This window comes from Sphingomonas sp. CL5.1 (genome assembly GCF_013344685.1).
In the GTDB taxonomy this organism is placed as follows: Bacteria; Pseudomonadota; Alphaproteobacteria; order Sphingomonadales; family Sphingomonadaceae; genus Sphingomonas.
In genome coordinates, this window is the sequence record NZ_CP050137.1 from 2,242,767 (window position 1) to 2,268,509 (window position 25,743).

General features: G+C 69.2%; 15 protein-coding genes. All 15 read left to right on the forward strand.

Translation table 11 applies throughout. The features are described 5' to 3' along the window. Positions 1-142: 142 nt before the first annotated feature. The gene (locus F9288_RS10910; protein ID WP_174836773.1) at positions 143-2,638 is read left to right on the forward strand and encodes a TonB-dependent receptor; all 2,496 of its coding nucleotides are present in this window, start codon (positions 143-145) and stop codon (positions 2,636-2,638) included. Beyond that, positions 2,638-3,969 carry a S9 family peptidase gene (locus F9288_RS10915; RefSeq protein WP_174836774.1) on the forward strand — a complete coding sequence of 444 codons (1,332 nt, stop codon included), beginning with the start codon at positions 2,638-2,640 and terminating at the stop codon, positions 3,967-3,969. The genes F9288_RS10910 and F9288_RS10915 overlap by 1 nt, the downstream gene beginning before the upstream one ends. 1 nt (position 3,970) lies before the next feature. After that, the gene (locus F9288_RS10920; protein WP_368076153.1) at positions 3,971-5,278 is read left to right on the forward strand and encodes a glycoside hydrolase family 1 protein; all 1,308 of its coding nucleotides are present in this window, start codon (positions 3,971-3,973) and stop codon (positions 5,276-5,278) included. Next, the gene (locus tag F9288_RS10925) at positions 5,275-6,234 is read left to right on the forward strand and encodes an alpha/beta hydrolase (RefSeq protein ID WP_174836776.1); all 960 of its coding nucleotides are present in this window, start codon (positions 5,275-5,277) and stop codon (positions 6,232-6,234) included. The genes F9288_RS10920 and F9288_RS10925 overlap by 4 nt, the downstream gene beginning before the upstream one ends. Next, positions 6,231-7,265 carry an alpha/beta hydrolase gene (locus F9288_RS10930; RefSeq protein ID WP_174836777.1) on the forward strand — a complete coding sequence of 345 codons (1,035 nt, stop codon included), beginning with the start codon at positions 6,231-6,233 and terminating at the stop codon, positions 7,263-7,265. Before F9288_RS10925 ends, F9288_RS10930 begins: the two co-directional genes overlap by 4 nt. Next, on the forward strand, positions 7,265-8,488 hold the full coding sequence (locus tag F9288_RS10935; protein ID WP_174836779.1) for a sugar MFS transporter: 1,224 nt from the start codon (positions 7,265-7,267) through the stop codon (positions 8,486-8,488). Before F9288_RS10930 ends, F9288_RS10935 begins: the two co-directional genes overlap by 1 nt. Next, positions 8,485-10,017 carry an alpha,alpha-trehalase TreA gene (gene treA, locus F9288_RS10940; RefSeq protein ID WP_174836780.1) on the forward strand — a complete coding sequence of 511 codons (1,533 nt, stop codon included), beginning with the start codon at positions 8,485-8,487 and terminating at the stop codon, positions 10,015-10,017. Before F9288_RS10935 ends, treA begins: the two co-directional genes overlap by 4 nt. 219 nt (positions 10,018-10,236) lie before the next feature. Further along, on the forward strand, positions 10,237-13,182 hold the full coding sequence (locus F9288_RS10945) for a DUF6603 domain-containing protein (RefSeq protein ID WP_174836782.1): 2,946 nt from the start codon (positions 10,237-10,239) through the stop codon (positions 13,180-13,182). Beyond that, complete coding sequence (locus F9288_RS10950; RefSeq protein ID WP_174836784.1) at positions 13,179-16,496, forward strand: hypothetical protein; 3,318 nt, start codon at positions 13,179-13,181, stop codon at positions 16,494-16,496. Before F9288_RS10945 ends, F9288_RS10950 begins: the two co-directional genes overlap by 4 nt. A 1-nt stretch (position 16,497) precedes the next feature. Continuing rightward, positions 16,498-21,021 (forward strand): hypothetical protein, encoded by a 4,524-nt coding sequence (locus tag F9288_RS10955; RefSeq protein WP_174836785.1) that lies wholly within the window; start codon positions 16,498-16,500, stop codon positions 21,019-21,021. Between the two features lies 1 nt (position 21,022). Next, positions 21,023-22,741: a hypothetical protein gene (locus tag F9288_RS10960; protein ID WP_174836787.1), complete on the forward strand. Its 1,719-nt coding sequence runs from the start codon at positions 21,023-21,025 to the stop codon at positions 22,739-22,741. Positions 22,742-22,846: 105 nt separating this feature from the next. After that, positions 22,847-23,314 carry a MarR family winged helix-turn-helix transcriptional regulator gene (locus F9288_RS10965; protein ID WP_254620837.1) on the forward strand — a complete coding sequence of 156 codons (468 nt, stop codon included), beginning with the start codon at positions 22,847-22,849 and terminating at the stop codon, positions 23,312-23,314. Positions 23,315-23,421: 107 nt separating this feature from the next. Then, complete coding sequence (locus tag F9288_RS10970) at positions 23,422-24,546, forward strand: nuclear transport factor 2 family protein (RefSeq protein WP_174836789.1); 1,125 nt, start codon at positions 23,422-23,424, stop codon at positions 24,544-24,546. Positions 24,547-24,551: 5 nt separating this feature from the next. Next, positions 24,552-25,265 (forward strand): glutathione S-transferase N-terminal domain-containing protein, encoded by a 714-nt coding sequence (locus tag F9288_RS10975; protein WP_174836790.1) that lies wholly within the window; start codon positions 24,552-24,554, stop codon positions 25,263-25,265. 10 nt (positions 25,266-25,275) lie between these two features. Continuing rightward, positions 25,276-25,650: a nuclear transport factor 2 family protein gene (locus F9288_RS10980; protein WP_174836792.1), complete on the forward strand. Its 375-nt coding sequence runs from the start codon at positions 25,276-25,278 to the stop codon at positions 25,648-25,650. Positions 25,651-25,743 lie beyond the last annotated feature (93 nt).

Sequence of the window (25,743 nt, forward strand, 5' to 3'; positions counted from 1 at the left end):
TGGCGGAGCCTATGGGACACGCTGCTCGCGCGCAATCGCCAAAGCGGCGCGATAGAAACAAATATTGAAACCGATTTCAGCAAGTGATAGCCAACCCGTGTCGAAGCGGGAAACACGCCCGCTCACATGGGGAGGGTGCTCGATGCGCGCGATTCGCAAATTGTCCTATGGCCTGTCCGCAAGCGCTTCGGCGTTCGCGCTTCTCGCCGCTGTCCCGGCGCTGGCGCAGGAGGGCGACGGGACGCAGGCAGCGCCCGCCGATTCCGGCCTCGGCGATGTGGTGGTCACCGCGCGGCGCACCGAGGAGCGCGCGCAGAAGGTACCGGTCGCGATCACCGCCTTCACGCAGGACACGATCCGCGAGAAGGCGATCAGCAACGGCACCGACCTCCAGAATTTCACGCCGTCGCTGACCGTGCTGGGCGATGTCGCGCGCAACCAGGAAACCTATACGATCCGCGGCATGGGTGGCACCGAGAGCCAGGGCGCGGGCAGCGGCCCCGGCGTGGTGGCCTATTTCGCGGAGGTGCCGACCTCCGCCAGCGGGCCGGGCAATTTCTTCGATCTCGCCTCGCTTCAGGTGCTGAAGGGGCCGCAAGGCACGTTGTTCGGGCGCAACACCACCGGCGGCGCGGTGCTGCTGGAGCCGGCGAAGCCTAAGATGAATACGGTCGAGGGCTATGTGCAGGGCACGCTCGGCAGCCTCAGACGGCGCAGCGCGGAGGGTGCGCTCAACGTGCCGATCATCGACGACGTGCTGGCGATCCGCCTCGCCGGACAGTTCGACAAGCGCGACGGCTATGTGAAGGATGTCGTCACCGGGCGCGACTATCTCAACCGCAACAATTACTCGCTGCGGCTGGGCATCCAGTTCAACCCGACCGATACGATCAGCAGCTATACGGCGGTCAACTACATCGACGTGGACGAGCATGGCGGCGGCAGCGTGCTGCTCGCGGTGCGGCCGGGCAGCCCCTATGCCGATCTGCTCGCGCCCTATCTCGCCGCGCAGCAGGCGCGCGGGCCGTACAGGACCGCGCTAAGCACGCCGACGTTCGAGAAGGCCAAGAGCCTGCTGATCCTCAACAATACGCAATGGCAGCCGACATCCACGCTGACGATCAAGAACATCTTCAGCTACGCCCACGACCGTTCGACCAGCGCGACCGACCGCGATTCCACGCCCTTGCCGATCGCCGACCTGCTCGGCGCTTTCCCCGGCAGCTACAACAACAACCTGGGCACGATCACCGAGGAATTGCAGGTCCGCTACGACGACGGCACCTTCCGGCTGCAGGCGGGCGGCTTCTTCCTCGACCAGAAAAGCCCGCAGTCGGAGCCGCTGACCTTCCTGACGCGCAACCCGTTGCAGGCGCTGGGCATCCTCGGCGGTGGCCCGGTCGTCCTTCCGCCGGCGCTGCAGGCGGCGCTTGGTGTCGACGGCCCGCTGCTGCCCGCATTGAGCGTTCAGCCCTATGCCTCGGTGTGGTCGCGCAGCAAGGCTGCCTATGCGCAGGCGCAATACAAGATCACGCCGACGTTGACCGCCACCGCAGGCTTCCGCTGGACGTGGGATTCGTTCGGCGGCAACATCATGGCCTATCAGGATCCCGCCAGTTATCAGGTGTTCAACCAATTGGCCGCGCTGGGCGTAATCACGCAGGATCAGGCGGCGCAGGTGATCGGCCTCAACGCCAATCTGTGCGTCTATGACGCATACAAGGCGGTGGCGGCGGGCGGATATCCGACGCTCTATTACCCGAATTGCACCAGGCCGACCTTCGGCGGAAAGAGCAACGGCCCGACCTGGCAGCTTGGACTGGACTGGCAGGCCGATCCCTCCACGCTTGTCTATGCCGTGTCGCGGCGTGGCTACAAATCGGGCGCGAACAACCCGATCGTCACGCTGTTCCTGGGTGACAATTATCCGCTGGCGATCGTGAAGCCTGAGCGCGTGACCGACGCCGAGATCGGCCTGAAGCGCGACTGGACGATCGGTGGAATGAAGGCGCGCACCAACATCGCCGCCTTCTACACCTGGTTCAACAATATCCAGGTGATCCAGCGCGCGGCGATCGCCGGGGCGGATATCCTTGCCAATGCGCAGAAAGCGCGCGTTATGGGGCTGGAGTTCGAGGGTGTACTCCAGCCGTTCCGGGCGCTGACGCTGAGCGGCACCTATTCCTATAACGACGCGAAATATCTCGATTATACGACGATCGCGATTCCCGCGATCCCCTCGGCTCTGACCGCGGCGCAGCCGTCGATGAACCTGTCGAGCACGCCGTTCACCTTCGTCGCACGGCACAAGTTCAGCGTCGACGGGCGGCTCGCGCTGCCAATCCCGGCGTCGGCGGGCGACATGGCGTTGCGCGCGACCTATGCGTGGCAATCGCGCGAGCGGGTGGCGTCCGATCCGCAGCCGTTCGATACGCAGGCGCCCTATGGCCTGCTCAACCTGCGGCTCGAATGGAACAACGTGCGCGGCGCGCCGCTCGATCTCGCCTTCTACGGCACGAACGTGACCGGCACGAAATATCGCGTCACGGCCAATACGGGCTACAACAACACCGGCTTCTCCAATTCTATCTATGGCGAGCCGGCGCAATATGGGTTCGAGTTGAGGTATCGGTTCTGATGCGCCGGGCGATCCTGTCGCTGGCGGCCCTGCTGCTCGCCTCGTGCGGCAGCGGGCCGGAGCGGCGGGCGATCGACGGCGCGCAGCAGGGGCTGGTCGAGCGGATGCGGCAGGCCGGCGCGACCGATCTCGACGCCACCGGCCGCGCCGATGGTGGGATGAGCGTGCGCGGCAAGCTTGCCGGGCGCGGCTTCGCGATCGCGGTGCCCGCCAGGTGGAACGGCGAGGTCCTGCTGTTCGCCAACGGCTATTCGACGCCAGGCACGCCGATCCGGGTGCCCGCTGATCCGGTCGTCAGCGATTCAACGCTGGGCCTGTTCCCCGCCGCCTATCGCGATGGCTTCGCGGTCGGCGAGAGCGCCTATGACAAATCGGGCATGGCGGTGAAGAGCGCCGTCCTCAACACGATGCGGCTGCGCGGCTGGTTCGCGAAGCTCGGCGCGACCCGCTTCTATGTCGGCGGCGGGTCGATGGGCGGCAACATCACGCTGGCGCTGATCGAGAAATATCCGACCGCTTTTTCCGGCGCGCTCGCGGCGTGCGGGGTGACCGGCGGCTGGGAGGAGGAGATCGGCCACCTCGTCGATCTGCGCGCGAGCTACAATTATTTCACCAAGGGGACCGATTACGCGCTGCCCGGCGACAAGGACATCACCAGCGACGGCATATCGTCGACCCCGCCGACCGGGCTGGGCTTCGCGCAGCCGGTGTGGTTGATGATGCAGGTAAAGCGGGTGGCGTCGCCGATCGCCCGGCTGTTCAAGGCGGCGCGCGCCAATCCGCAGGGGCCGGAGGCGAAGATGGTCGCGCGCATCGCCAGCGTCGCCGACGCGGACGCCGATCCGATGAGCGTCGCCTTCCCGATCCTGACCGCGATGGTGGGGATGGACGATATGAAGGCCAGCTTCGGCGGCCTCGTCTATGGCAACCGGCACAAGGCTTATGCCAGCCCGCTGCTGAACGCGGCGGAGACGGACGCGCTCAATCGCGACATCCAGCGCAACGACGCCGATCCGGCGGCGGTCGCCTTCGCCGACCAATGGTATCGCCCGACCGGCCGTTTCCTCACCCCGCTGATCGCGGTGCATAACCCGCACGACGGGCTGGTGTTCGCCGATCAGGCGCGGATGCTGCGCGCACGGGTCGACGAGGCAGGCAACGATGCGCGGCTGTTCCAGATCTGGGCGCCGTCGCAGCAGAAGGAAATCCCCACTACCGACCTGACCGGCTGGGGTCATTGCGCATTCACGCCGCGCCAGATGGGGGTGCTGTGGAGCACCTTGCGGCGCTGGGCCGAGACCGGGCAGCGTCCGGCGGACGGGAGATATTGAGATGACGATGATCGATCGGCGCGGCGCGATCGGCGTCCTGGCGGGCGGCGCGGCCGTAGCGGGGCTCCCCGTCACGGCGGCATCGAAGCCCGCCTTTCTGTGGGGCGCGGCGACCGCCGGGCACCAGGTGGAGGGCAATAACGTCAACGCCGACATCTGGCTGCTGGAGCAGGTCAAGCCCACCATCTTCGTCGAGCCGTCCGGCGACGCGTGCGACAGTCTCAACCGCTGGCGCGAGGATGTCGCGCTGGTGAAGGCGCTCGGGCTGAACAGCTATCGCTTCTCGGTCGAATGGTCGCGGATCGAGCCGGCGCGGGGGCAGTTCAGCCAGGCCTATCTCGATCATTATGCGCGCATGGTCGCTCATTGCCGCGAACAGGGGATCGCGCCGGTCGTCACCCTCAATCATTTCACCTGCCCGCGCTGGTTCGCGGCGGCGGGCGGATGGCTCCAGCAGGACGCGCCGGACCTGTTCGCGCGCTATTGCGACAAGGTGGCGCGCGCGATGGCGGCGGGGATGAGCCATGTGCTGACCTTCAACGAACCGAACGGGCCGCTCGCCGAGTCGTGGTCGCTCAATCCGCCCTCGGCGGCGCTGCGCGCGCAGGTGGCGGCGAGCGTCGCGGCGGCGGCGAAGGCGAGCGGGTCGGACCGTTTCTCGCTGCTCAACGGGGGCGATCCCGAACCGATGATTCCCGGCATCACCGCCGCCCATGTCAAGGCGCGCGAGGCGATCCGCGCGGCGCGCGGCGATCTGCCGATCGGCATGAGTCTCGCGCTGCCCGATGACGTGGCGGTCGGCGCGGACAGCGCGATCGAGCGCAAGCTCGCCGCCGTCTATGGCCCGTTCTTCGCGGTGATGGACAAGGACGATTTCGTCGGCGTGCAGACCTATGAGCGCCGCTATATCGGCCGCGAGCGCGAGGTGCCGCCGCCGCCCGGAACGCCGCGTCGCGCGAACGGCGCGGAATGGTTCCCGGCCGCCGTCGGCAACGCCGTCCGCTATGCGCACAAGGCGACCGGCAAGCCGGTGATGGTGACGGAGAACGGCATCGAGGCGAGCGACGATGCCGATCGCGCGCGCTTCATCCCGGAAGCGGTCGCCTCGGTCGAGGCGGCGATGCGCGACGGGGTGCCGGTGACGGGCTATATCCACTGGTCGCTGCTCGACAATTTCGAATGGATCAGGGGCTATGCGCCCAAATTCGGTCTGGTCGCGGTCGATCGCACGACCTTCAAGCGCACGCCCAAGCCCAGCGCACAGGTGCTGGGCCGCATCGCCCGCGCTGGCGGCACGAGGCGGGCATGATGCGCCGCGCGGCAATCCTCCTCGCCGGCATCGCGCTGATCGTTGGCGCGGCCGACGCGCAGCAGCTCCGCCTGTGGTCCGACACCATCTCGCCCGAGGCGAAGGCGGCGCTGGCGGCCGAGGCGACGCGCCCGCCGGCCGGTCCGACGCCCGAGGCGCAGCGCGCGCCCATCGATGCGGTGCAGCGCGATCTCGGCGGCCGTCGCCTCGCGCGCTATCGCGTGACGATGAAGGAGGATGTTGTCGCCGGCGTGCCGGTGCGGATCTTCTCGCCGCCGGGCAAGGCGAAGGAAGGCGCGGTGCTGATGAACCTGCATGGTGGCGGCTTCGTCACCGATGCCGGCTCGATCACTGAGAATGTCGCGATCGCCGCGCTGACCGGCTATCGCGTGGTGGCGGTGCGTTACCGGCTCGCCCCGGAACATCCCTTCCCGGCGGCGCTGGACGATGCGCTGGCGGTGTATCGCGCGCTGCTGAAGCAGGGGCGGATCGGGCTTTACGGAACGTCCGCCGGGGCGATCCTCTCCGCTGAACTGGTCGCGCGGCTGCGCGCGGAGCATCTGCCGCAACCGGCGGCGCTCGGTTTCTTCTCGGGCAGTGCCGATTTAGGCGCGATGGGGGACAGCGTTTCGCTGTTCGCGGACCCGGCGGCGCTCGCCGCAGTCACGAGCGCCTATCTCGGCGGCACCGATCCGGCCGCGCCGGCATTGTCCCCCGCGCGCGGCGACCTCAAGGGCTGGCCGGCGACCCTGTGCGTTGCCAGCACGCGCGATTTCCTGCTGAGCGCGACCGCCGCTTTCTGCCGCAAGCTCGACGCCGCCGGAGTCGATGCGCGGCTGGTGGTGTTCGACGGGCTGCCGCACGCCTTCTGGGCCTATATCGACGCGCCCGAGAGCGACGAGGCGATGGCCGCCATGGCCCGCTTCCTGTCGGCGCGACTGGAGGGAGGGAAATGAACCGATCGCTCGCGGCGCTGGCCGCGCTCTCGCTCGCCGCGCCGGCGGCGGCGCAGATCGCCGTGCCGGCGTTCAACCTGCCGATGTCGAACCAGCTCAGCCCGGAGGCGCTCAAGGTGTTGGAGCGGATGAAGGCCGCCACCGCGCCGCCCGAGATCGAGGGCGATGTCGCGAAGCAGCGCGCCTTCTACCAGAAATACAATGACGACCGGCTGGCCGAGATGCGCCGCCACTTCGCCACGCGCGAGACGCATACGACGATGGGCGGCGTGACGGTCGATGTGGTCGAACCGAAGGACGGGATCGCGCCGGGCAATGCGCAACGCGTGCTCATCAACGTGCATGGCGGGGGCTTCCTGTGGGGCGCGGGCAGCGGGGCGCTGGTCGAGGCGATCCCGATCGCCGCGACGATGCGCGTGAAGGTGGTGACGGTCGATTACCGGCTCGCGCCCGAGCATCGCTATCCGGCGGCGTCGGAGGATGTGACGGCGGTCTATCGCGAATTGCTCAAGAGCTATCGGGCGGAGAATATCGGCATCTACGGCTGCTCGGCCGGTGGAGTCATCACCGCGCAGGCGACGGCGTGGATCGCCTCGAAGGGGCTACCGCGCCCCGGTGCGATCGGCACCTTCTGCGGCACCGGCGCGCCGTTTTCGGGCGACAGCCCGTATCTTGCCGGGCCGATCACCGGCGGCGCGCCGCTGCCCGCGCCCGTGCTGCCCCCGGTGCTGCCGGTTTCATACATGGCGGGCGTTCCGGCGAGCGATCCGCTCGCCTATCCGCTGACTTCACCGAATGAGATCAAGGCGATGCCGCCGACGCTGCTGCTGGCGGGCGGGCGTGATTTCGCGGTGAGCGCGCTGACGCTGGCGCACCGCCGCCTCGCCGCTGCGGGCGTGGAGAGCGAGCTGCAAGTGTTCGACGGCTTGCCACACGCCTTCTTCGTCTGGCCCGACATGCCCGAATCGACCGAGGCGTTCGCGACTATCGCGCGCTTCTTCGATCGCCACCTGGGGCGCCGCTCGCGCTGATGCGGACGCGGACCATCATCGCGCTGGCGCTGGGATATGCGCTGGTCGGCATCCTGATGAACAGCGTCGGGGTGGTGATCCTGCAATCGATCCGCCATTTCGACGCGACCAAGCCGATGGGTTCGACGCTGGAGGCGTGCAAGGACCTGTCGGTGGTGGCGGCGAGCTTCCTGCTGGCGACGCGCATCCCCGCCTTCGGCTATCGCCGCACGCTGATGGCGGTGATGGCCGCGATGGCGCTGGCGTGCGTGGCGGCATCCTTCGCCAATGCCTTCACCGCGATGCAATTGCTGTTCGTGGTGACAGGCCTGTCGTTCGGCGCGGCGAAGGTGGCGACCTATGCGGCGATCGGCCTCGTCGCGCACGATGCCGACGATCACGCCGCCGTCACCGGGCAGATCGAGGGCGTGTTCATGATCGGGCTGCTGGCCGGCGTGTGGCTGTTCGGCGCGTTCGTCGCGCGGGATACGGCGGGCGGATCATGGCTCGGCGTCTATCGCCTGCTGGCGGCAGGCTTCGCGTTGGTCGCGCTGGCATGGCTGGCGGTGCCGCTCGACGAGCGCGGCGCGATCGCGCCGGAGGCAGCGCGCGCCGGCTGGCGGCAGATGGCGGCGCTGGCGGCCCTGCCCACCACGATCGCCGTGCTCGCGGCGCTGTTCCTCTACGTGCTGATCGAGCAGGGGGTGGGGAGCTGGCTGCCTACCTTCAACAACGAGGTGCTGCGCCTGTCGCCCGCGATGAGCGTGGAGATGTCCAGCATCTATGTCGGCGCGCTTGCGGTCGGGCGGTTCGCGTCCGCGCCGCTGTTCCGCCGGTTCGGCTGGCTGCCGGTGCTGCTCGGCTGTGTGGCAGGGGCGGCGGCGCTGATGGCGGTCGCGCTGCCGCTGGCGCGCGGCGTGGACGCCAGCGCGGCGCAGGGTTGGGCGGACGCGCCGGCCGCCGCCTTCCTCTTTCCGCTGATCGGGGTGATGCTCGCGCCGATCTATCCCACGCTCTGCTCCGTCGCGCTGAGCGGTCTCGCGAAAGGCCGGCAGGCGGCGCTGATGGGGCTGATCGTGATCTTCTCCGCGCTCGGCGGGACGCTCGGTTCGCTGATCGTCAGCCTGATGTTCCAGCACGCGCCGGGCCGATATGTCTTCTACATCCTGCTGCTGCCACTCGCGCTGATCGGCGCGGTCCTGCCCGTCATCCGGCGGCGGCAGGCGCCGGAGGTGGCGGCATGACGCTCGCCCCGCCGCCCTCCGCGCTGTTCGGCCCCTTGTTCGAGGCGGTGCAGCGCGCGCGCCTCCATGCCGATTCCAAGACGTTCGCCGACGCCGTGCCGCGCCGTGTGCCGGACGCCATCCTTGCCGACTGGCTCGCCGCCCCAGTTCGCGACGCCACCGCGCTCAGGACGTTCGTCGCCGCCAATTTCCAATTGCCGCCGGAGCGGGGCGACCTTCCCGCCGGGCTGGACGAGCTGGCCGATCACATTCGGCAGCTATGGCGCTGGCTGACTCGCCCGCCGCTGTCGCCGCGCGAGGGCGAATCCGCGCTGGCGGTGGCGCGATGCCATGTCGTGCCCGGCGGCCGCTTCCGTGAGCTTTATTATTGGGACAGCTATTTCACCATGCTGGGCCTCGTCCGGTCCGGGCGGCAGGATCTGGTGGAAGACATGATCGCCGTGTTCGGCGATCTGCTCGACAGCTACGGCCATATCCCGAACGGCACGCGCAGCTATTATCTGTCGCGCTCGCACCCGCCGGTCTTCTACCTGATGGCGGCCTTGTCGCAGGACGGATCGGAGGCGGCGCGGCGCCGGCGGCTGGAGTGGATGCGGATCGAGCATCGCTTCTGGATGGCGGGGGAAGAGAATCTGGCTCCCGGCGCGGCGCATCGCCGCGTGGCGCGACTCCCCGACGGCAGCCTCCTCAACCGTTACTGGGACGACCGCCCCGCGCCGCGCGACGAATCCTGGCGCGAGGACGTCGCGCTGGCCGAAGCCAATCCGGGCCGCGACGCGGGCGCCCTGTGGCGCGAGCTGCGCGCCGGAGCGGAGAGCGGCTGGGATTTCAGCTCACGCTGGCTGGACGATCCCGCCGATCTCGCCTCGATCCGCGCGACCAGCTTGCTGCCGATCGACCTCAACAGCCTGCTGCACGGGCTGGAGCGCGCGATCGCGACGGCGGCGGAGGAATTGGGCGAGGCACGGACGGCGGCGCTGTTCGCCGCCCGCGCGGCGGCGCGCGCGGCGGCGATCGAGAAGCATCTGTGGAACGAGGCGCTGGGCCATTACGCCGATCACGATCTTGCTCGCGGCTTGGTCGACCACCGGCTGACCGGCGCGACCGCTTTCCCCCTGTTCTGCGGCATCGCGCGACCGGATCGCGCGCGCCTGACGGCGGAGTCGCTCGCCGGCCTGCTGCGCGCCGGCGGGCTGCTGGCGACGACGGTCCATTCCGGGCAGCAATGGGATGCGCCGAACGGCTGGGCGCCGCTGCAATGGGTCGCGGTGGAGGGGCTGCGCGCCTATGGCTGTCGTGCGCTGGCGGAAGATATCGCCGGTCGCTGGGTCGCCATGGTCGAGGCGACCTATCGCGAAACCGGGCTGCTGTTCGAGAAATATGACGTGGAGGCGTGTCGCGGTGGCGGCGGCGGCGAATATGCGCCGGTCACCGGATTCGGCTGGACCAATGGGGTGACGCTGGCGCTGCTCGACCGAGTCGCGCTGGGTGAGCGATCACGCGAGAAGATCAGTGGCCACGGCCGGTAAATTGCTCCGGAAAATCGTAGTTAACATTAAAGTAAATAGTGCTTACGCGGAGTTTACGTTCAAGAAAAAGTCGGAATTGTGCGGATAATCGCCGCTATTCTGTAACGCTGCCGTATCTTTTAACTTGATTGACTCTTGCGGGTGATCGGTGAATGATCGCTGCAAGAAAAAGAGACATGGGCGGGTCGCGGATCGTCACTAGCTGACAGGGTGACTCGTATGGCCAATGTCTGGACGCGCTTGCTGCGCGGCTGTGGAGAATTTCTCGAAGCACGCGGCAATTCGCTGCTTTCCACCAGCTTCGCTTCGCCACCGGCGCTGCTCGCATCGCTCATCAACGGCGCGCAGCCGGAGGATAAGCCCGCGCTCCAGACGTTGCGCGACGCGCTGGGCAGCGGCACCGGCCTGACCGGCGATAACAAGACCTTGTGGGACGCGATCACCACCGCGATCGGCAAGCAGCACACCGCCATCACCACCATCTCCGCCAAGCTCGCCGTGGCCGATTTCGGGCTGTCGGAGGCCAAGGCGGTCGGGCAGGCGGTAGGCGATTTCGTCTCGGCCGGCACCGACGCGATCGGCAAGATCGCCACCAAGGTCGCGAACGGCGTCACGGACGTCGAGAACCGCGTCAACTCGAACATGGAGCCGTGGGCTGACGGCCTGCGCGACCTCGCCGGCAATGTACCGGGCAATTTCGACAAATTGTGCGTCACGATCCTCGACATCCAGAACGCGAGTTCCGGCCTGTGGCACGCGCTGGAGCTCGATCTGGCGGCGGGGTGGCTCAAGGTCCACCTCGCCGCGACCGGCGCGCACGGCATCGGCCCGGTCAATTTCGACGGGGCGGAGATCGAGGGGTTCATCCAGTTCAAGCCGCCGGTGCTGGTCGGCATCGCGCTCGTCTCCAAGATCAAGGCCGGGCTGCGCGGCGATCCGACGATGAGCAAGATCATCCCCGGCGAGGCGCCTACCGCCGATACCACCGATGCGGTGGCGATCCAGCTCGACAGCGATCAGGGCTTCTCGCTCGGCTCGGGCAAGACGCAGCGCGTGGTGCTGCCGGTGCGCTTCTCCTTCCCGATCATCGAATTGCGCGAGTTCGCCATCTCCAGCCCCAACGCCGACAAGAAGGACGCGCCGGCGCAGATCGACTTCACCACGGTGATCGCCGGCAAGTTCGGATCGGTGCTGTCGTTCGTCTGCGAAGGCGGCGGCGTCTCGCTGATCTCCGGCGACGGCGGCGATTATCAGGTGCAACCGAAGATGCCGGACGGGCTGGGCCTGCGCCTCTCCGCCGGGCCGGTGGTGGGCGGCGGCTATGTGCGGCACGATCCGGTCAAGAACGAATATGGCGGCACGCTGCAACTGACCTTCGCCAAGGTCGGCATCACGGCGGTCGGGCTGTTGCAGCCGGATACGATGGCGCTGCTGGTGGTGCTGGGCGTGCGCTTCCCGTCGCCCGGCATCCAGCTCGGCTTCGGCTTCACGCTCGACGCGGTGGGCGGGCTGGTCGCGTCGGACCGGCGGCTGGATATCGACCAGCTTTCCAGCAAGCTGAAGGACGGCGCGGTATCGAACATCCTGCTGCCGGACGACCCCGTCTCCTCCGCGCCGACGATCCTCAACCAATTGTCCGATATCTTCCCGCCGCAGGCCGGCGCGTTCGTCGTCGGGCCGATCGTGCAATTGGGCTGGGGGGCGAAATCGGGGCTGGTGGAGGCGCGTGTCGGCGTGCTGATCGCGCTGCCCGATCCGACGGTGACGATCCTCGGATCGTTGCAGGTGATGGTGCCGCCCAAGATCGTCGACAAGTCGCCGCGCGTGGTCGAGCTGAACATCGACCTGTTCGCCGCGATCGAGCCGGACGAGTTCTTCCTGAAGGCGACGCTCCGCAATTCCAAGATCGCCGGGCTCGCGGTGAGCGGCGATCTCGCGCTGCTGATCCGCTGGGCATCGGACAGCGCCTTCGCCTTCTCGGCCGGCGGATTCTTCCCGACCTATAAATATCCGCCGAAGCTGGCGGGGTTGCAGCGGCTGTCGATCAAGCTCGCGCCGCCGGTCAAATGGCTGTCGCTGTCGGTGACCGGTTATATCGCGGTGACCGGCAACAGCGTGCAATTCGGCGGCGTGGTCGATCTGTCGGCGAAGGTCGGGCCGGCGTCGGGCGAGGCGCATCTGTCGATCGACGCGATGTTCGTCTTTTCCCCGCGCTTCGCCTTCATCGTCGAGTTCAACGCATCGGTCGCGATCAAGGCGTTCGGCCATTCGATCGCCGGCGCGGCGTTCCGCGGCACCATCTCCGGCACCGCGCCGTGGCATGTCGAGGGATCGGCGAGCGTCTCGTTCCTGTTCTGGGACGTCGATTTCCCGGTCGGCCCGATCGAATGGGGTGATCGCGACACCTCCGTCCTGCCGCTGGTCGATTCGATGGCGGAGGCGCTCAAGGCGCTGAACGACGATGCCGCATGGATCGCGCTGCCCCCGGCGGTGAGCGATGCGGTGACGATCCTGCGCCCGGCGGCGAGCGACGGCAGCGACGCCGATCTGGCGCGATTGCTCCAACCCTTCTCGCTGATCGAGGCGAAGCAGCAGCTTGTGCCGTTCGATGTCGATATCAGCCGCCTCGGCTCTTATGCGAGCACGATCAAGCAGTTCAATTTCGCCAATCCGAAGATCAACGGGGCCGCCGCGCCCGCCTTCTCGCAGATCAACGCGCCGTTCGCGATGGGCCAGTTCCGCGAGATGACGCAGGACGAGAAAGCCTCGAAGCCCGATTTCGAGGATCATGTCGCGGGCATCCAGATCTCCCCCGTCGCCGGCACCGCGCTGGGGGCCAACGCCAGCGCGACGCTGGAATGGGACACCTTCTTCCCGCAGGAGCGCGGCGAGGCGCCGGTGCGCGGGAAATGGGCGCTGCCGAGCGACCTCAACCGCATGGTGCTCGCCGCCGGCGCGGTCGCGCGGCAGCGGCGCGTGTCGGGCAACCCCTATGCCCCGCCGCGCCCCGGCCCGGTCGAAATGGCCGATCCGGGCATGAAGACCGTCGTTCCACTCGTCACCGCGCACGCCGCCGCCGGCGTCGCGATGACCACCACCGAGGCCGATCTCCTCGCCGCCACTGGTCAGGAGATGCAGGTCGTCAGCCTGGGACTGGCCGCATGACACAGAGCCTCAAGACCTTCGCCGGCTATCGCGCCGACCTGCCGACGGCGGTGTTCGCCGGGGCGCCGTTCGTGCCGGAGCATGTCGATCTCGGCAGCTACAGCCTCGTCTCATGGGTGCGCAACGGGCTGGCCGCCGCGATCAAGGGGCCGCCGGTCAACCTGCGCGCGGCGGTGCCGGTGAGCTTCGACGTCACCGGCACGCCGCCGCCCGCCACGCCGCCCTATCCGGTGCAGACGCAGACCGTGTCGCGCACGCTGACGCTGCGCGGGCCGGGCGACGTGATCGGCATCGACCAGGCGCAGATCGTGCGGCGCTTCCCCGCGCCGAACGTCGCGCTGGGCGACGACAGCTCGCTGGCGCTGATCGAGTTCAACCGCCCCGACCTGCCGTGGCTGCACTCGCCCGAACCGGCCGGCGACCGGCTGAAGCCGTGGATCGCGCTGGTCGTGTGCGACGCCGCCAACGCCGGATTGTCGAGCGGCACCGGCGGGCTGCCGGATCGGCTCACCACGCTGCGCGGCGAGTTGCAGGGGCTGGACGACGCCTGGGCCTGGGCGCATGCGCAGGTGCTCGGCGCGAGCGCCGACCGCGACGATATCGCGGGCCGCATGGGCGACGACCATGCCGACGCGAACCTGTCGCGGCTGATCTGCCCGCGCCGGCTGAACGTCCACACCAGCTATGTCGCCTGCGTCGTCCCGACCTATGATTGCGGGGTGAAGGCGGGGCTGGGGCTGGGCGGCGGTACGCTCGATCCGGCATGGACCACCACCAATCCCAATGCCGAGATCACGTTGCCGGTCTATGCGAGCTGGCGCTTCGCGATCGGCGAAAGCTACGATTTCGAGGCGCTGGCGCGGCGGCTCGTGCCGGTCGACGCGCCGTGGCGGATCGGTCGCCGCGCGATCGACCTGCGCACGCCGCGTGGCGGGGTGAGCGATGGCACGACCGCGCCGGGCGGAGTGCAATATCTCGATTGCGCGCTCACCTCGCCGTTCGCGCCGACCGGCAACGACGCGCTCCCCGTCGCCGAATGGAGCGCCGCGCGCACCGTGGCGCTGCGCGAGCGGATCGAGGTCGATCACGACGATCCCAACCTGCCGCGCGTCGGCCCGCGCCTCTACGCGCGGTTCCAGCGCGGCAGCACCACCGTTCCCGGCGATCCCGCGACCATCTCCCCGCAATCGGACTGGTTCACCGCGCTCAACCTGCGCCCGCTCGACCGCATCGTCGCCGGGCTGGGAACGCGCGTGGTGCAGAACGATCAGGACAAGTTGATGCAGGCGGCGTGGTTGCAGGTCGGCAAGATCCGCGAGGCCAATGCCGCGATCGACCGCATCCGGCTGTCGCGCTACGTGGCGGAGGCGCTGGTGAGCAAGACGCTCGCCAGGCTGCCGATGGCCTCGCTCACCGCGACGACGCGGGCGGTGCACGGCAAGATCGCGATGCCGGCCGGCGCGCAGACGGTATGGGCGAACATCGCCGCCAGCGCGCTGCCGCAGACCGCCGCCGGCATGGCGTTCCGCCGCGCAATCGTCTCCGGCCCGCCGGTGCGCGGCGCGATCAAGGGCGTGACGCTCGACCGGCGCAACGCGATCGCCGCGATGATCGCCAGCGGCCCGACCGAGACGGCGAAGCTGCGCGACATGCGCGTCGATTATGCCGCGCCCGCAGCGCTCGGCCCGATCGATGCCGGGATCGCCGCGACATTGCCCACCGACCGGCTGGGCAAGACGCTGGGCGTCGATCCCGGCGTGGCGGCCAGGACGCTGGTGCAGCGGTTCGGCAAGGCGCCGGGCCTTGCCGCCCAGATCGCCACGCCGCGCGCGCAATGGAAGGTGCTCGCCGCCGCCAGCAGCGACGCCGCGACCGTGCTCCAGAAGCGGAAGCTGGCGGTGCTGGACGCCGCGACGAGGAAGCTCGCCTCGCTCAGCCCCGGCCGCGTCGAGGCGCTGGGCGCGCAATATGCCGTGCTGGCGCGGCAGGCCCCGTCACTCGCCACGCTGGCGGAGAGGCAGATCGCCCTGCTCGATCGCACGCTCGGCAAGGCCTCCATCCCGATCGTGCAACTCAACAAGCCGGCGCTCGCGCCGATCGTGCGGACGATGACGACGCCGGTGCGGGCGCCGGGCGTCACCCAGACGGTGGCCGCCACCACGGCGACCGCGACCACCATCAATCTCGCCGGGATCGACCGATATCGCGATCTCGGCCATATCGACCTGCCCGGCAAGCTGACGCCCAGGCTGCTGACCAACGCGGCGATGGCGGACGGGGTGGCGGCGCTCGTCGCCGGCATCGGCGTCCGCGCGATACCGGGCACCCCGTCGCTCGCCGCGCCGTCGGTCGATCGCGGCACCTTGCTCAAGGCGCTCGATCCGGGGCCGGCGGCGCGCAAGGCCGTCATGGCGCGGCTCAAGGTGTTGCCGGACTGGCTGCCGCTGGGCTGGTTCGACGATCTGCGCATCCGCCCGATCATGGCCGCCCCGCGCTTCGACCGGCCGATGTGGGGCGCGCTGGCCGATTGGGACCAGGACTGGCTGATCCCCAATCTCGGGCTGGTCGACGAAACCGATTTCGTCACCCTGCTGTTCGACAACCCGCGCTTTTCCGAAGCCTATCTCGTCGGCCTGTCGGACGAGATGGGGCGCGAATTGCTGTGGCGCGGCTTCCCGACCGACCAGCGCGGCACCTGTTTCTGGCGGATGTGGAGCGAAGAGTCCGACGACCTCAAGCAGCAGATCGCGCGCTTCGCCGCCGGGCCGCTCGGGAGCCATCTCGTCGGCGGGACGGAGCCGCGCGTGGTGATGCTGCTGCGCGGCGCGGTGGTGAAGCGCCACCCGGAGGCGATGTTCGTCGCGGTGCGGCGCAACGCCGCCAGCGGGGCATTCTCCGATCCGCCGACCAGCGGCACCGGATCGATCCTGTTCCACGCCGCGCTGAACACCGATACGATCCTCGTCGGCTTCGACCTCAGGCGCAGCGACATCGACAACGGCAATTGGTGGTTCCTGCTCGCCGAGCATCCCGGCGCGCCGCGCTTCGGCCTCGATCTCGCCGCCGGCACGCCGCCGTCCGTGCTGCCCGCGTTGGGCGGCGCGTCGACCGTCTCGATCGACGATGTGAAATGGGCGCAGCTTCCGATGCTCGGCGGCTTCCTCAACGGGGCCGGCAACGGCGCGACCGTCACCACCAGGGACGACGGCAATTTCAAATGGGCGCCGACCAGCGCCGATGTCGCCCGCATCCTTCTCCAGAATCCCGCCCGCGCCGCATTCGAGGCGAAGGCGATGATGCCGCAGGACCATTGACATGCCTGTCGATCCAGACCTCAAAGCCCTTCAGGCCGACGCGGCGAAGCTCAGCGCGACGTTGCAGGCGCAGCGCGACGCGGCGGCGCTCGCGCGACGGACGCTCGCCAATCTCGATCGCGGCGGCGCGGATGTGACCCCGGCTTCGCAGGCCCGCGCGCGGGCGACGGCGCAGCGGAGGCTGGCCGACGCGCAGGCCGCGATCATCGATGCGCAGCGCAAGCTCGGCGACCTGATCCGGCCGCGCGCGCTCGATCCGTGCGCCTGCGCCGGCACGATCCCGCTGCTGATGCTGCCGGTGCGGATCGAGACGCGGTTCGCCAAGCCCCCGGCGGGCGCCGCCGGCGCGGTGCTGCAAGTCCGCGTGTTCCCGGATACCGTCCATGTCGATGCGCTGCGCCGCGCCTTGAGCGACAAGGAGCTTGCCGCCGGGCGCGCCTATTGGGCCGCCCTTTGGCCCGGCGACGCGGGAAGCGCACCGTGGACCAACCTGAAGATGGCGGTCGGCCGCCGCGCCGGCTGGGTGGCGGAGGCGACGCGGCCCGCCAACACCGGGGATGCGCCGCATGGCGCGCCGGATTTCGCCGATCCCGCCGCCCCGGCCAGCGACAGCGTCACCGCGCGCCTGCTGCCCGATTGCTTCGTCGCGGTCGCGCGGCAGGGCGGCAAGGAATATCGCGCCACCGGCAAGCCGATCGCCGGTGATCCGGAAATGGGCGTGTTCCTGCCTGACGAGAATGAGGATGACCTGATCGACGTCAACGGCGTGAAGGTATCGCCCGCGAGCAAGTGGATCGTCGATTTCGAGGCGGCGGTGGAGGCCGGCATGGCGCTGACCATCGCCTTGCCGACCAGCCGGCCGGTCGAGGATCTCTACGTGTTCGGGGTGCGCCGCTCGCTCGATCCGAAGGCGGGGGCGGCGTCGCTCGACGACCTGCTCTCCGCGCATCGCCATTCGGTCGGCCTCGGCTTCGTCGAGCAGGGGACGCCGACCAACAATCTCGACGACCAGCGCGCTGGCTGGGACAGCGCGGGGGACGAGTCCGGCCCGACGCTCGACGGCGCGGCGACGCTGCCGGAAAGCGGCAACGGCGCGGCGCTCGCCTCGGCGCTGGGCATCGCGGGAAGCGCCTTCGCCGGGGCGGATGATGCGGCGCTGGACGAGGATGCGCTGGCGCGCGCCGCGAACATCATCGTGTGGCACGCCGCCTATGACGTGTTCCTCGATACCTTCACGACGATCGCCGACGATGCGGTCGGCGCGATCAGCGAGCGCGATCGTGAGCGGCTGCGGCGCATGCATCGCGACATGGTGCGCGGGCGCGGGTCGTTGCCGGCGATCCGCATCGGCAAGCAGCCCTATGGCGTGCTGCCGGTCGGCGCGACGGCGGACAAATGGGTGGAGAGCGATCCCTTCCTGTCGCGTGCTCTTGGCCTGATCCGCAACGCCCGCGCGATGTGGAGCGCCGCCGCCGGCGCGGTGCCGCACATCAATCCGGGGCAGGGCGTGGACGACGCGACGATGCAAGGCCTGCTCGGCATGAGCCCGGTGTCGCTCGGCGTGCGCGCCCGCGAGGCGGCCGGCACCGATATCGGCAAGGCGTTCGGCGCGGTGACCGGTGCGGTCGACACCGAGGCGGAGCTGGCGGCGGTGCTCACCGCGCTGATGATCCCGAGCGGCGGCAACCTGATGATCGACTTCATGCCCGCCGCCGTGCTGGGCGAATCCCGCCCGGTCGGGCTGCCCTATGCGCATGAGAGCGACAATGAAGCGCTGGCCGCGCTCGCCGATCCGGCGCACCGCAAGCTGGAGATCAAGAGCGTGTTGCAGGCGATGGCGCAACTCGCGTGGTCGCAGGTCGGCGGGCGGGTCGATCGCAACGGAACGGCGGAGCTGATCGGCTCGATCCTCACCAATGTCGCCGGTGTCTCCGCCGCGCAGCAAAAGGTGGTGCGGGATACCGCGCCGACCGCCGGCGGGGCGAGCGCGACGACATTGTTCGCCGCCGCCGACCAGCTTGCGCCGCTGGCGATGGAGGGTGTGAGCCTCGCCAGCTACCAGCCGGAACTGGCGACGCGCACCAGCTTCTCCGCGCTCGCCGCCTCCAGCACCAGCGCCGCCGCGCGCACCGAGTTCGGCCGCTTCGCGCTTTCCGAATGGTTCATCGGGCAGGGCGTCAAGGCGGAACTGATCGATGCGCTGGGCGTCCTCGCCGCCGAGCCGTCGCTCGACCGGCGGCGCATCGTCTTCGCCGAGGCGCTCGACACCGCCTCGCACCGCATCGACGCCTGGGTGACGGCGCTGGTCGACGCGCGCCGCCGTGTGCTGCGGAGCAGAACGCCGGCCGGCATCCAGATCGGCGCGTTCGGCTGGGTGCAGAACATCGATCGGCTCAACGAGCCGGAGAGCGGCTATCTTCACGCGCCAAGCATGGGGCAGGCGGTCACCGCCGGCATCCTGCGCAGCGCCTACCTCGCGCACAACAAGGACGGGGACGCGGCGTCCGACGGCGCCTTCGCGATCGACCTGTCGAGCGCGCGAGTGCGCGACGCGATGGACCTTTTGGACGCGGTGCGTGAAGGGCAGGGGCTGGCCGCCGCGATCGGCTATCGCATCGAGCGCGGCCTGCAAAATGCCGGGCTGGACCGGATCGTGCTCAACCTGCGCAAGCTCGCGCCGCTCGCCGCCGGGCAACTGGTCGATGCCGGCAGCCCGCCACCGGCCGATATCGCGACGCATCTCGCCATCGCCAATGTCGTCGACGGTGTGGCGCTGGTCGAGAAGGCGAAGGCCGATTTCAACGCGGTCGCCGATGCCGCCAGCGCCGTGCCGGCGGACAATCCCTATGTCGATGCGGCAAGCTGGCAACCGCTGAGCGCCGATGACAAGACAGCGCTTCAGGCGATCATCGCTGCCGCCGCCGCCTCGCTCGACGCGGCGAGCGACGTGCTGCTGGCGGAATCGGTCCATCATCTCGCGCAGGGCAACATGTCACGCGCGGCGGCGGCGATCGACGCGACGGCGAACGGCGATTCGCCGGTGCCCGTGCCGGATTTCGTCGCCACGCCCGCGACGGGCGGCATCGTCACGCACCGGCTGATGCTGGTGGTGCAGGGCGGCGATGGCTGGGGTACGCAGCAACCGCGCGCACTGGCCGAGCCGGCGCTGGAGCGTTGGGCGGCGTCGCGGCTGGGCACGGCGGACTCGATCGTCGTCGCGACCGGCCCGGATCGCACGCTGGCGGATGCCGGCCTCGCCGCGCTCGATATCGTTTATGGCAGCGCCGATCCGGCCGCGCTCGACATGCTGGTGCGCGCGCGGCTTGGTCTGCCGGCCGATGCGGCGCTGGCCGAAACGGCGCCGGCCGGCAAGCGCGCGTGGCGCGATGTGGCGCTGGCGGCGGCATCGTTGCGCACCGTGCTGGCGGGCGCGGCGCTGGCGCTGCCCAACGACCTGTGCGCGCCGCCGCTCGCGCCCGCCGATGGTCCGCCCCCGCCGCCGCGCCGCGAGTTCAGCGCGGCGGTGCTGGCCGATGCGGTCAACCGCGCCAAGGCGGCGCGCAACGAGCTTGCCGCGCGTCGTGACACGCTCGCCACCGCGCTGGGCCACGATCCGGTCGAGCCGGATGCGTTGCGTGCGGCATTGCTCGCGCTCGCCGATTTCGGGATCATCTCCCCGGCGGGCAGCACCGGCACCGATATCGCCGGCCTCGCGGTGGAGATGGCGGGGCAGCGGCTCGCCCGCGCCGACGCCCTGTTCGCCGCGACCGGCGCGATGGACGCGGATCGTATCGCGAAGATCGCGGTCGAGCTGTTCGGCGACGGCTTCTGGATCATCCCAGCGATCAGCGTGGTGACGGATGGGGCGGCCGACGAATGGGATACCGCCTTGCCCGGCCGCGCCACGCTGGCGAGCGCGGGAGGGCTCCGCCGCTGGGTCGCGGATACCGGATCGGTGCGCGGCGCGGTGGCGCGCTACGGCGACACTCTGCTGCTCGCCGACGCACTGGGGACCGTGCCGGCGCTGTCGGCGATGCAGGTGGCGGAGCGCGACTGGCCTGCCCCCACGGAATGGATCGGCACGAGCGCGGTCGAGCATCTCGCCGGGGCGTTCGTGATCGAATCGGTCGGCTGGAGCGAGCCGTTGCAGCCGGCGACCTGTCTGGTGCTGGATCACTTCGTCGAGCGGCTGCCGGGCGGCGACACCAACACCACCGGCATCGCCTTCAACGCGCCGTCGCCCAATGCCCGGCCGCCGCAGGCGTGGCTGCTGGCGATCGCGCCGGACGACAGGAACTGGACGACCGACTCGTTGCTGGCGACGCTGCGCGACACCGCCGATCTGGCGCGGGTGCGCGGCGTGACGCTGGAGCGGCAACCCTATCCCGCGCGCATCCTGCCGGTGCTCTATCAGCAGAGCTGGTCGCTGCGCGGCGAGGATGTGATCGACTTCTCGAAATTCCCGCTCGCGGCGGTGATGGCCGACAAGTCGCTCTATTCGCTTCGTTTCGTGAAGGACAATTGAGATGATCGTCGCCGAAGCCCGGCCCCTCGCGGCGGCCCTGGTCAACAGCGGATTGTTCGTCCGGCCGCCCGCATTCTCGCGGCTGGAGCCGCAATCGGTGACCGGCGATCCCGTCGCCGGGGTCGCGGCGGCGATGCATGATCCTTTGTGGGCGCTGCTGCGGCAATGGCAGGTGGGGGAGTTCGCCGGCGAGGATGCCGGCACCCCGCTCGCGGTGACGATCGAAACGGCCAGCGCGCCGATCGCCCTGTTCACTCCCGGCGTGCCGAATGGGCAGGGCGCGCTCGCCGGCCAGCCGATCGGCAGCCGCGCGACGCTCGACCGGCTGATCGAGGCGGAGCCGCCCGCGCCGGCGGGCAGCCGCCAGCGCGCCGAGGCGGGTGCGGCGCTGATCGCCGCGCTGGCGGAGGCCGGACTGGATGTCGCCACGACGCTGCGCGCGGGCTATCCCTTCGCGGCTGGCGCGACCGGCGATCTGCCGCGCCCGGCGCTGGCGGTGATGCTGCGCGGCGCGGCGGATGCGGAGGCGGTCGCGAGCGATCTGGAGGCGGGGACGCCCGACTGGCTCGCGCCCGGCAGCGCCGCCGCCAAGATCGCCGCGCAGGACTGGCTCGGCTGGTATCGCGCCGCCGTCTCGCCCAGCGCCGGCGGGGGTTGCTGGGATCCGATGCGGCTCGAATATCATTTCTCGGTCGCGACCGATGCCGGGCGCGGGCAGAAGGTGTTCGCCGCGCCGATGCACCTTGGCGGCGATGTCGACTGGTATGCGCTCGATCAGATGCCCCGCGCGACGATGAGCGGCGGCGGCGATCCCAGCTTCCCGATCGTGCCGCCCGACGCCGCGCCTGCCGGAGATGGCGCGCCGCCGGCCGCGCTGGTGTCGCCGCTGCGCTTCGCCGGCATGGCGGCCGATCGCTTCTGGGAGTTCGAGGACGGGCGCGTCAATTTCGGGGCGATGTCGGTGCAGGTCAACGATCCGGCGCGGCTGTGCCTGATCGAGTTCGCCACGGTCTATGGCTGCGACTGGTTCACCGCCCCGGTCGAGGTGCCGGCATCGGCCTTCACTACGATCACTTCGCTGTCGGTGGTCGACACGTTCGGCGTCAGGACGGAGATATCGCGCGCCGGCACCGGGCCGGCCGATGCGCGCTTCTGCCTGTTCGAGCCGAACGTCGCGGGCGGCACGGATACCGCGCGCGGCCTGCTCACGATCGGCGGGGCGCGCGGCGCGCTGGAAGGGCCGCCGCGCGAGACGGTGCTGTTCCTGCGCGACGAGACCGCCAACATGGTCTGGGCGGTGGAGACGACGGTGGAGGATTCCTCCGGCCTGACGCGCAGCCGGCAGGACGAGCGGCGCCCCGCGCCCGACTATCCAGCGCCGGATCCGCGCGCCGAGTTGCGCTACACGCTGGAGACGGAGGTCCCGCGCCACTGGATCCCGATGGTCCCGGTGCCGACGGCCGGCGCCGCCAACGGCTTCGTGCTGCGCAAGGGGACGATGACCGATGGCGATGACAGCCTCGGCCGCATCCTCGCCGGCAAGCCGCGCGACCTTTACGATCCGGAGGTGCCGCGCGGCGGCATCCGCGTCTCGCGCATCCCGACGCTGGCGCGCGACGCGGGCGGGCGACCGGTGCGCTGGACCGCGCTGCGCTCCGGCGAGGGCTTCGGCGAATTGACCAGCGGCTTCGCCTCCGACAGCGCGGAAAAGGTCGGCTGAACGACACGGCTTTCCCTGCTCGCGGTGCCGCTTTCCGTCATTCGCCTTTGCGTGATGCGAAAGGCGGGCTAACCAGCCGCGAACTGAAAGCATGGGGAGTTCGCCTTGGCCCGCAAACCGCCGCCGATCGATTTCTACGCGACGACGTCGAACAGCCTCGGCTTTCTGACCCGCATGGCCTTTCGATCCTTCACCCGGTCGCTCGAACGGCGCACCTTGCCCTATGGCGTTTCCGCCGGGCAATGGCGGTTCCTGCGCGCCTTGTGGGCCGAGGAGGGGCTGACGCAGCGGGAGCTCAGCCGCCGCGTCGGCATCCTCGAGCCGGCCGCCGTGATCGCGATCGAAGGGTTGGAGAGGGCCGGCTTCGTGCGTCGCGAGCGCAGTTCGTCCGATCGCCGCCGCATCCACGTCTATCTGACGCCCAAGGCCAGGGCGCTCGAAGCCGAGCTGCTGCCGCACATCGCCGAGGTCAACGAACTGGCGGTGCGCGGGATGAGCGAGGCGAAGGTCGCGATGCTGCGCACGCTGCTGGCGCAGGTCACCGAGAATCTGGCGGACGATCTTTCGAGCTGAATTTTCGTCCGGCTTGATCCGGGAAATGCTTCGATATAGAAGTATTTTCAACGAGCCGTCGCGCCGGTGAGATGCGACGACGGCGGTGGATCAGGAGGGATTGCTCGATGACGCTCGTGCGACCGGACAATTACGATGCGGCCGCGCTGGCGGCGCGGGCCGAGATCAGCGACGTGATCCACCGTTATTGCCACGCCACCGATCGCCGCAAATGGTGGCTGATGGACAGCGTGTTCCACGAGGATGCGATCTGTCATCTGTCGGTGATCGGCGGATCGTGGCGCGAATTCGTGAGGCAGGGCGCGGCGTTGCTGGAGCCGGTCGACGTCACCCATCATCAGGTCGGCAACATCCAGATCGCGCCGGATGGCGATGTCGCCCATGTCGAAACCTATGTCACCGCCTTCCATCGCGTGCCTGCCGACGCGCCGCCGGGCGGCCCATTCGGGGGGACGGGCGAGGCCTATGACGCGGTGTTCGGCGCGCGCTATATCGACCACTTCGAGCGGCGTGTCGGCCGCTGGCGCATCGCCGAGCGTCGTTCGGCCGCGGAATATCGCCATTATCGCCCGGTGCGCGAAGGGTCGCTCGCCAGCGTGCCGGCGCAATTCCGGGGCGCGTTCGGTGACGACGACGTCTCCGCGCCGGTCGTCGCACGGTGGGGCAGGGGCGCCGTCGAGCCGGACGAGATCGCCCTGCTCGCCGCGCGCGCCGAGATCGCCGATGTGGTGAACCTTTTCTGCCACGCGGTCGATCGACGGCAATGGGAGTTGATGACGAGCGTCTTCCATGACGACGCCACGTCCCGGATTCTCGACAAGGTGCGGACGCGGGACGAGATGGTCGCGACGGCTCGTCAGTCCATCGGCGCGCTTGGGCCGACGCATCACCAGACCGGCAACATGCTGATCGCCTTCGACGGCGACGTCGCGCACGTCGAAACCTATGTCACCGCCTATCACCGCGTCCCGTCGAGCGCGCCCGCGACGGGGCTGTGGGACGGCCGCAGCGAAGAATATGAAGGCGTCGCCGGCGGGCGCTACGTCGATCGCTTCGAGCGGCGGGGCGGCCGCTGGAAGATCGCCGAGCGACAGACCCTGGTCGAATGGCGCAACGATCGGCCGGTCGCTGAAGGCGGCCTCGGGAACGTCCCGCAGGCGTTCCGGGGCCAGCACGGCGATGCCGACGTTTCGCGGCCGGTGGTCGCGCCCCTGCTCGACAATCGGGTGTAATCGCCATGATCGACCTGCATTTCATTCCGTCCCCCAACGGGCGGAAGGTTTCCATCATGCTGGAGGAGGTAGGGCTGCCCTACAACCTCATCCCCTATGAGATATTGAAGGGCGATCACCTCACCCGTGAGTTCCGACGGATCAATCCCAACGCCCGGCTGCCCGCGATCGTCGACCACGATCCGATCGGTGGCGGGGAGCTGCTGGCGGTGTTCGAATCCGGCGCGATCCTGCTCTATCTCGCGGAAAAGACCGGCAAGCTGCTGCCGATCGCGCCGCACCGCCGCTCGCAGGCGCAGCAGTGGCTGATGTGGCAGATGGCCGGGCTCGGCCCGATGCATGGGCAGGCGCACCACTTCCTGCGTTATGCGCCGGAGGAGGTGCCTTATGCGATCGACCGCTACGGCAACGAGGCGCGCCGTCTCCTCGTGGTGATGAACCGCCGGCTGGGGGAGGCGGAATATCTGGCGGAGGAATATTCCGTCGCCGATATTGCCTGCTGGCCGTGGATCGGCGGCATCAGGGCGATCGGCTGGGACGTGGCGGACTATCCGCATATCCTGCGCTGGTTCGATGTGATCGGGCGGCGGCCGGCGGTGATCGAGGGATCGAAGCATCTCGCGCCCTCGCAGGTTGCCGGCGGGAAGGCCAATCTGACGCCGGAGCAATGGTCGAACGTCTTCGGCGCGAAGATGCTCGCCAATTCGCTCACCGATTAGGAGAGTTCCCATGGATACGATCGCCCTGCTGAAGCGGATCTACGCGCATGACCGGGAAGCGCTGTACGGGAACATGCGGCCGGACTTCACCGTCCACTCGCCGGGGCAGAACCTGATCGCCGGCACCTATGTCGGCCCGGAAGCCTTCAAGGCGCATATGGCGAAGATGCAATCGCTGTGTGGCAATACGTTCCGGGAGGAGTTGCAGGACACTTTCCTCGCCAACGACACCTGGGGCCTCGTCGTCCACCGCATGACCGCCGAGCGGAACGGCAAGCGGCTCGACACCTGGGGCTTCGGCCTGTGGCGCTTCGAGGATGGCAAATTGACCGATCATTGGGAAAGTGTCGGCGATCAGGCGCATTGGGATGACTTCTGGTCTTAGCTGCCGGACGCGATAAAATATGTTGTTTTTCAACGCGTAATGAGAAATTCCGTCTGTTGGATGGTCGCGCATAACAATTTGATATCGAATGAT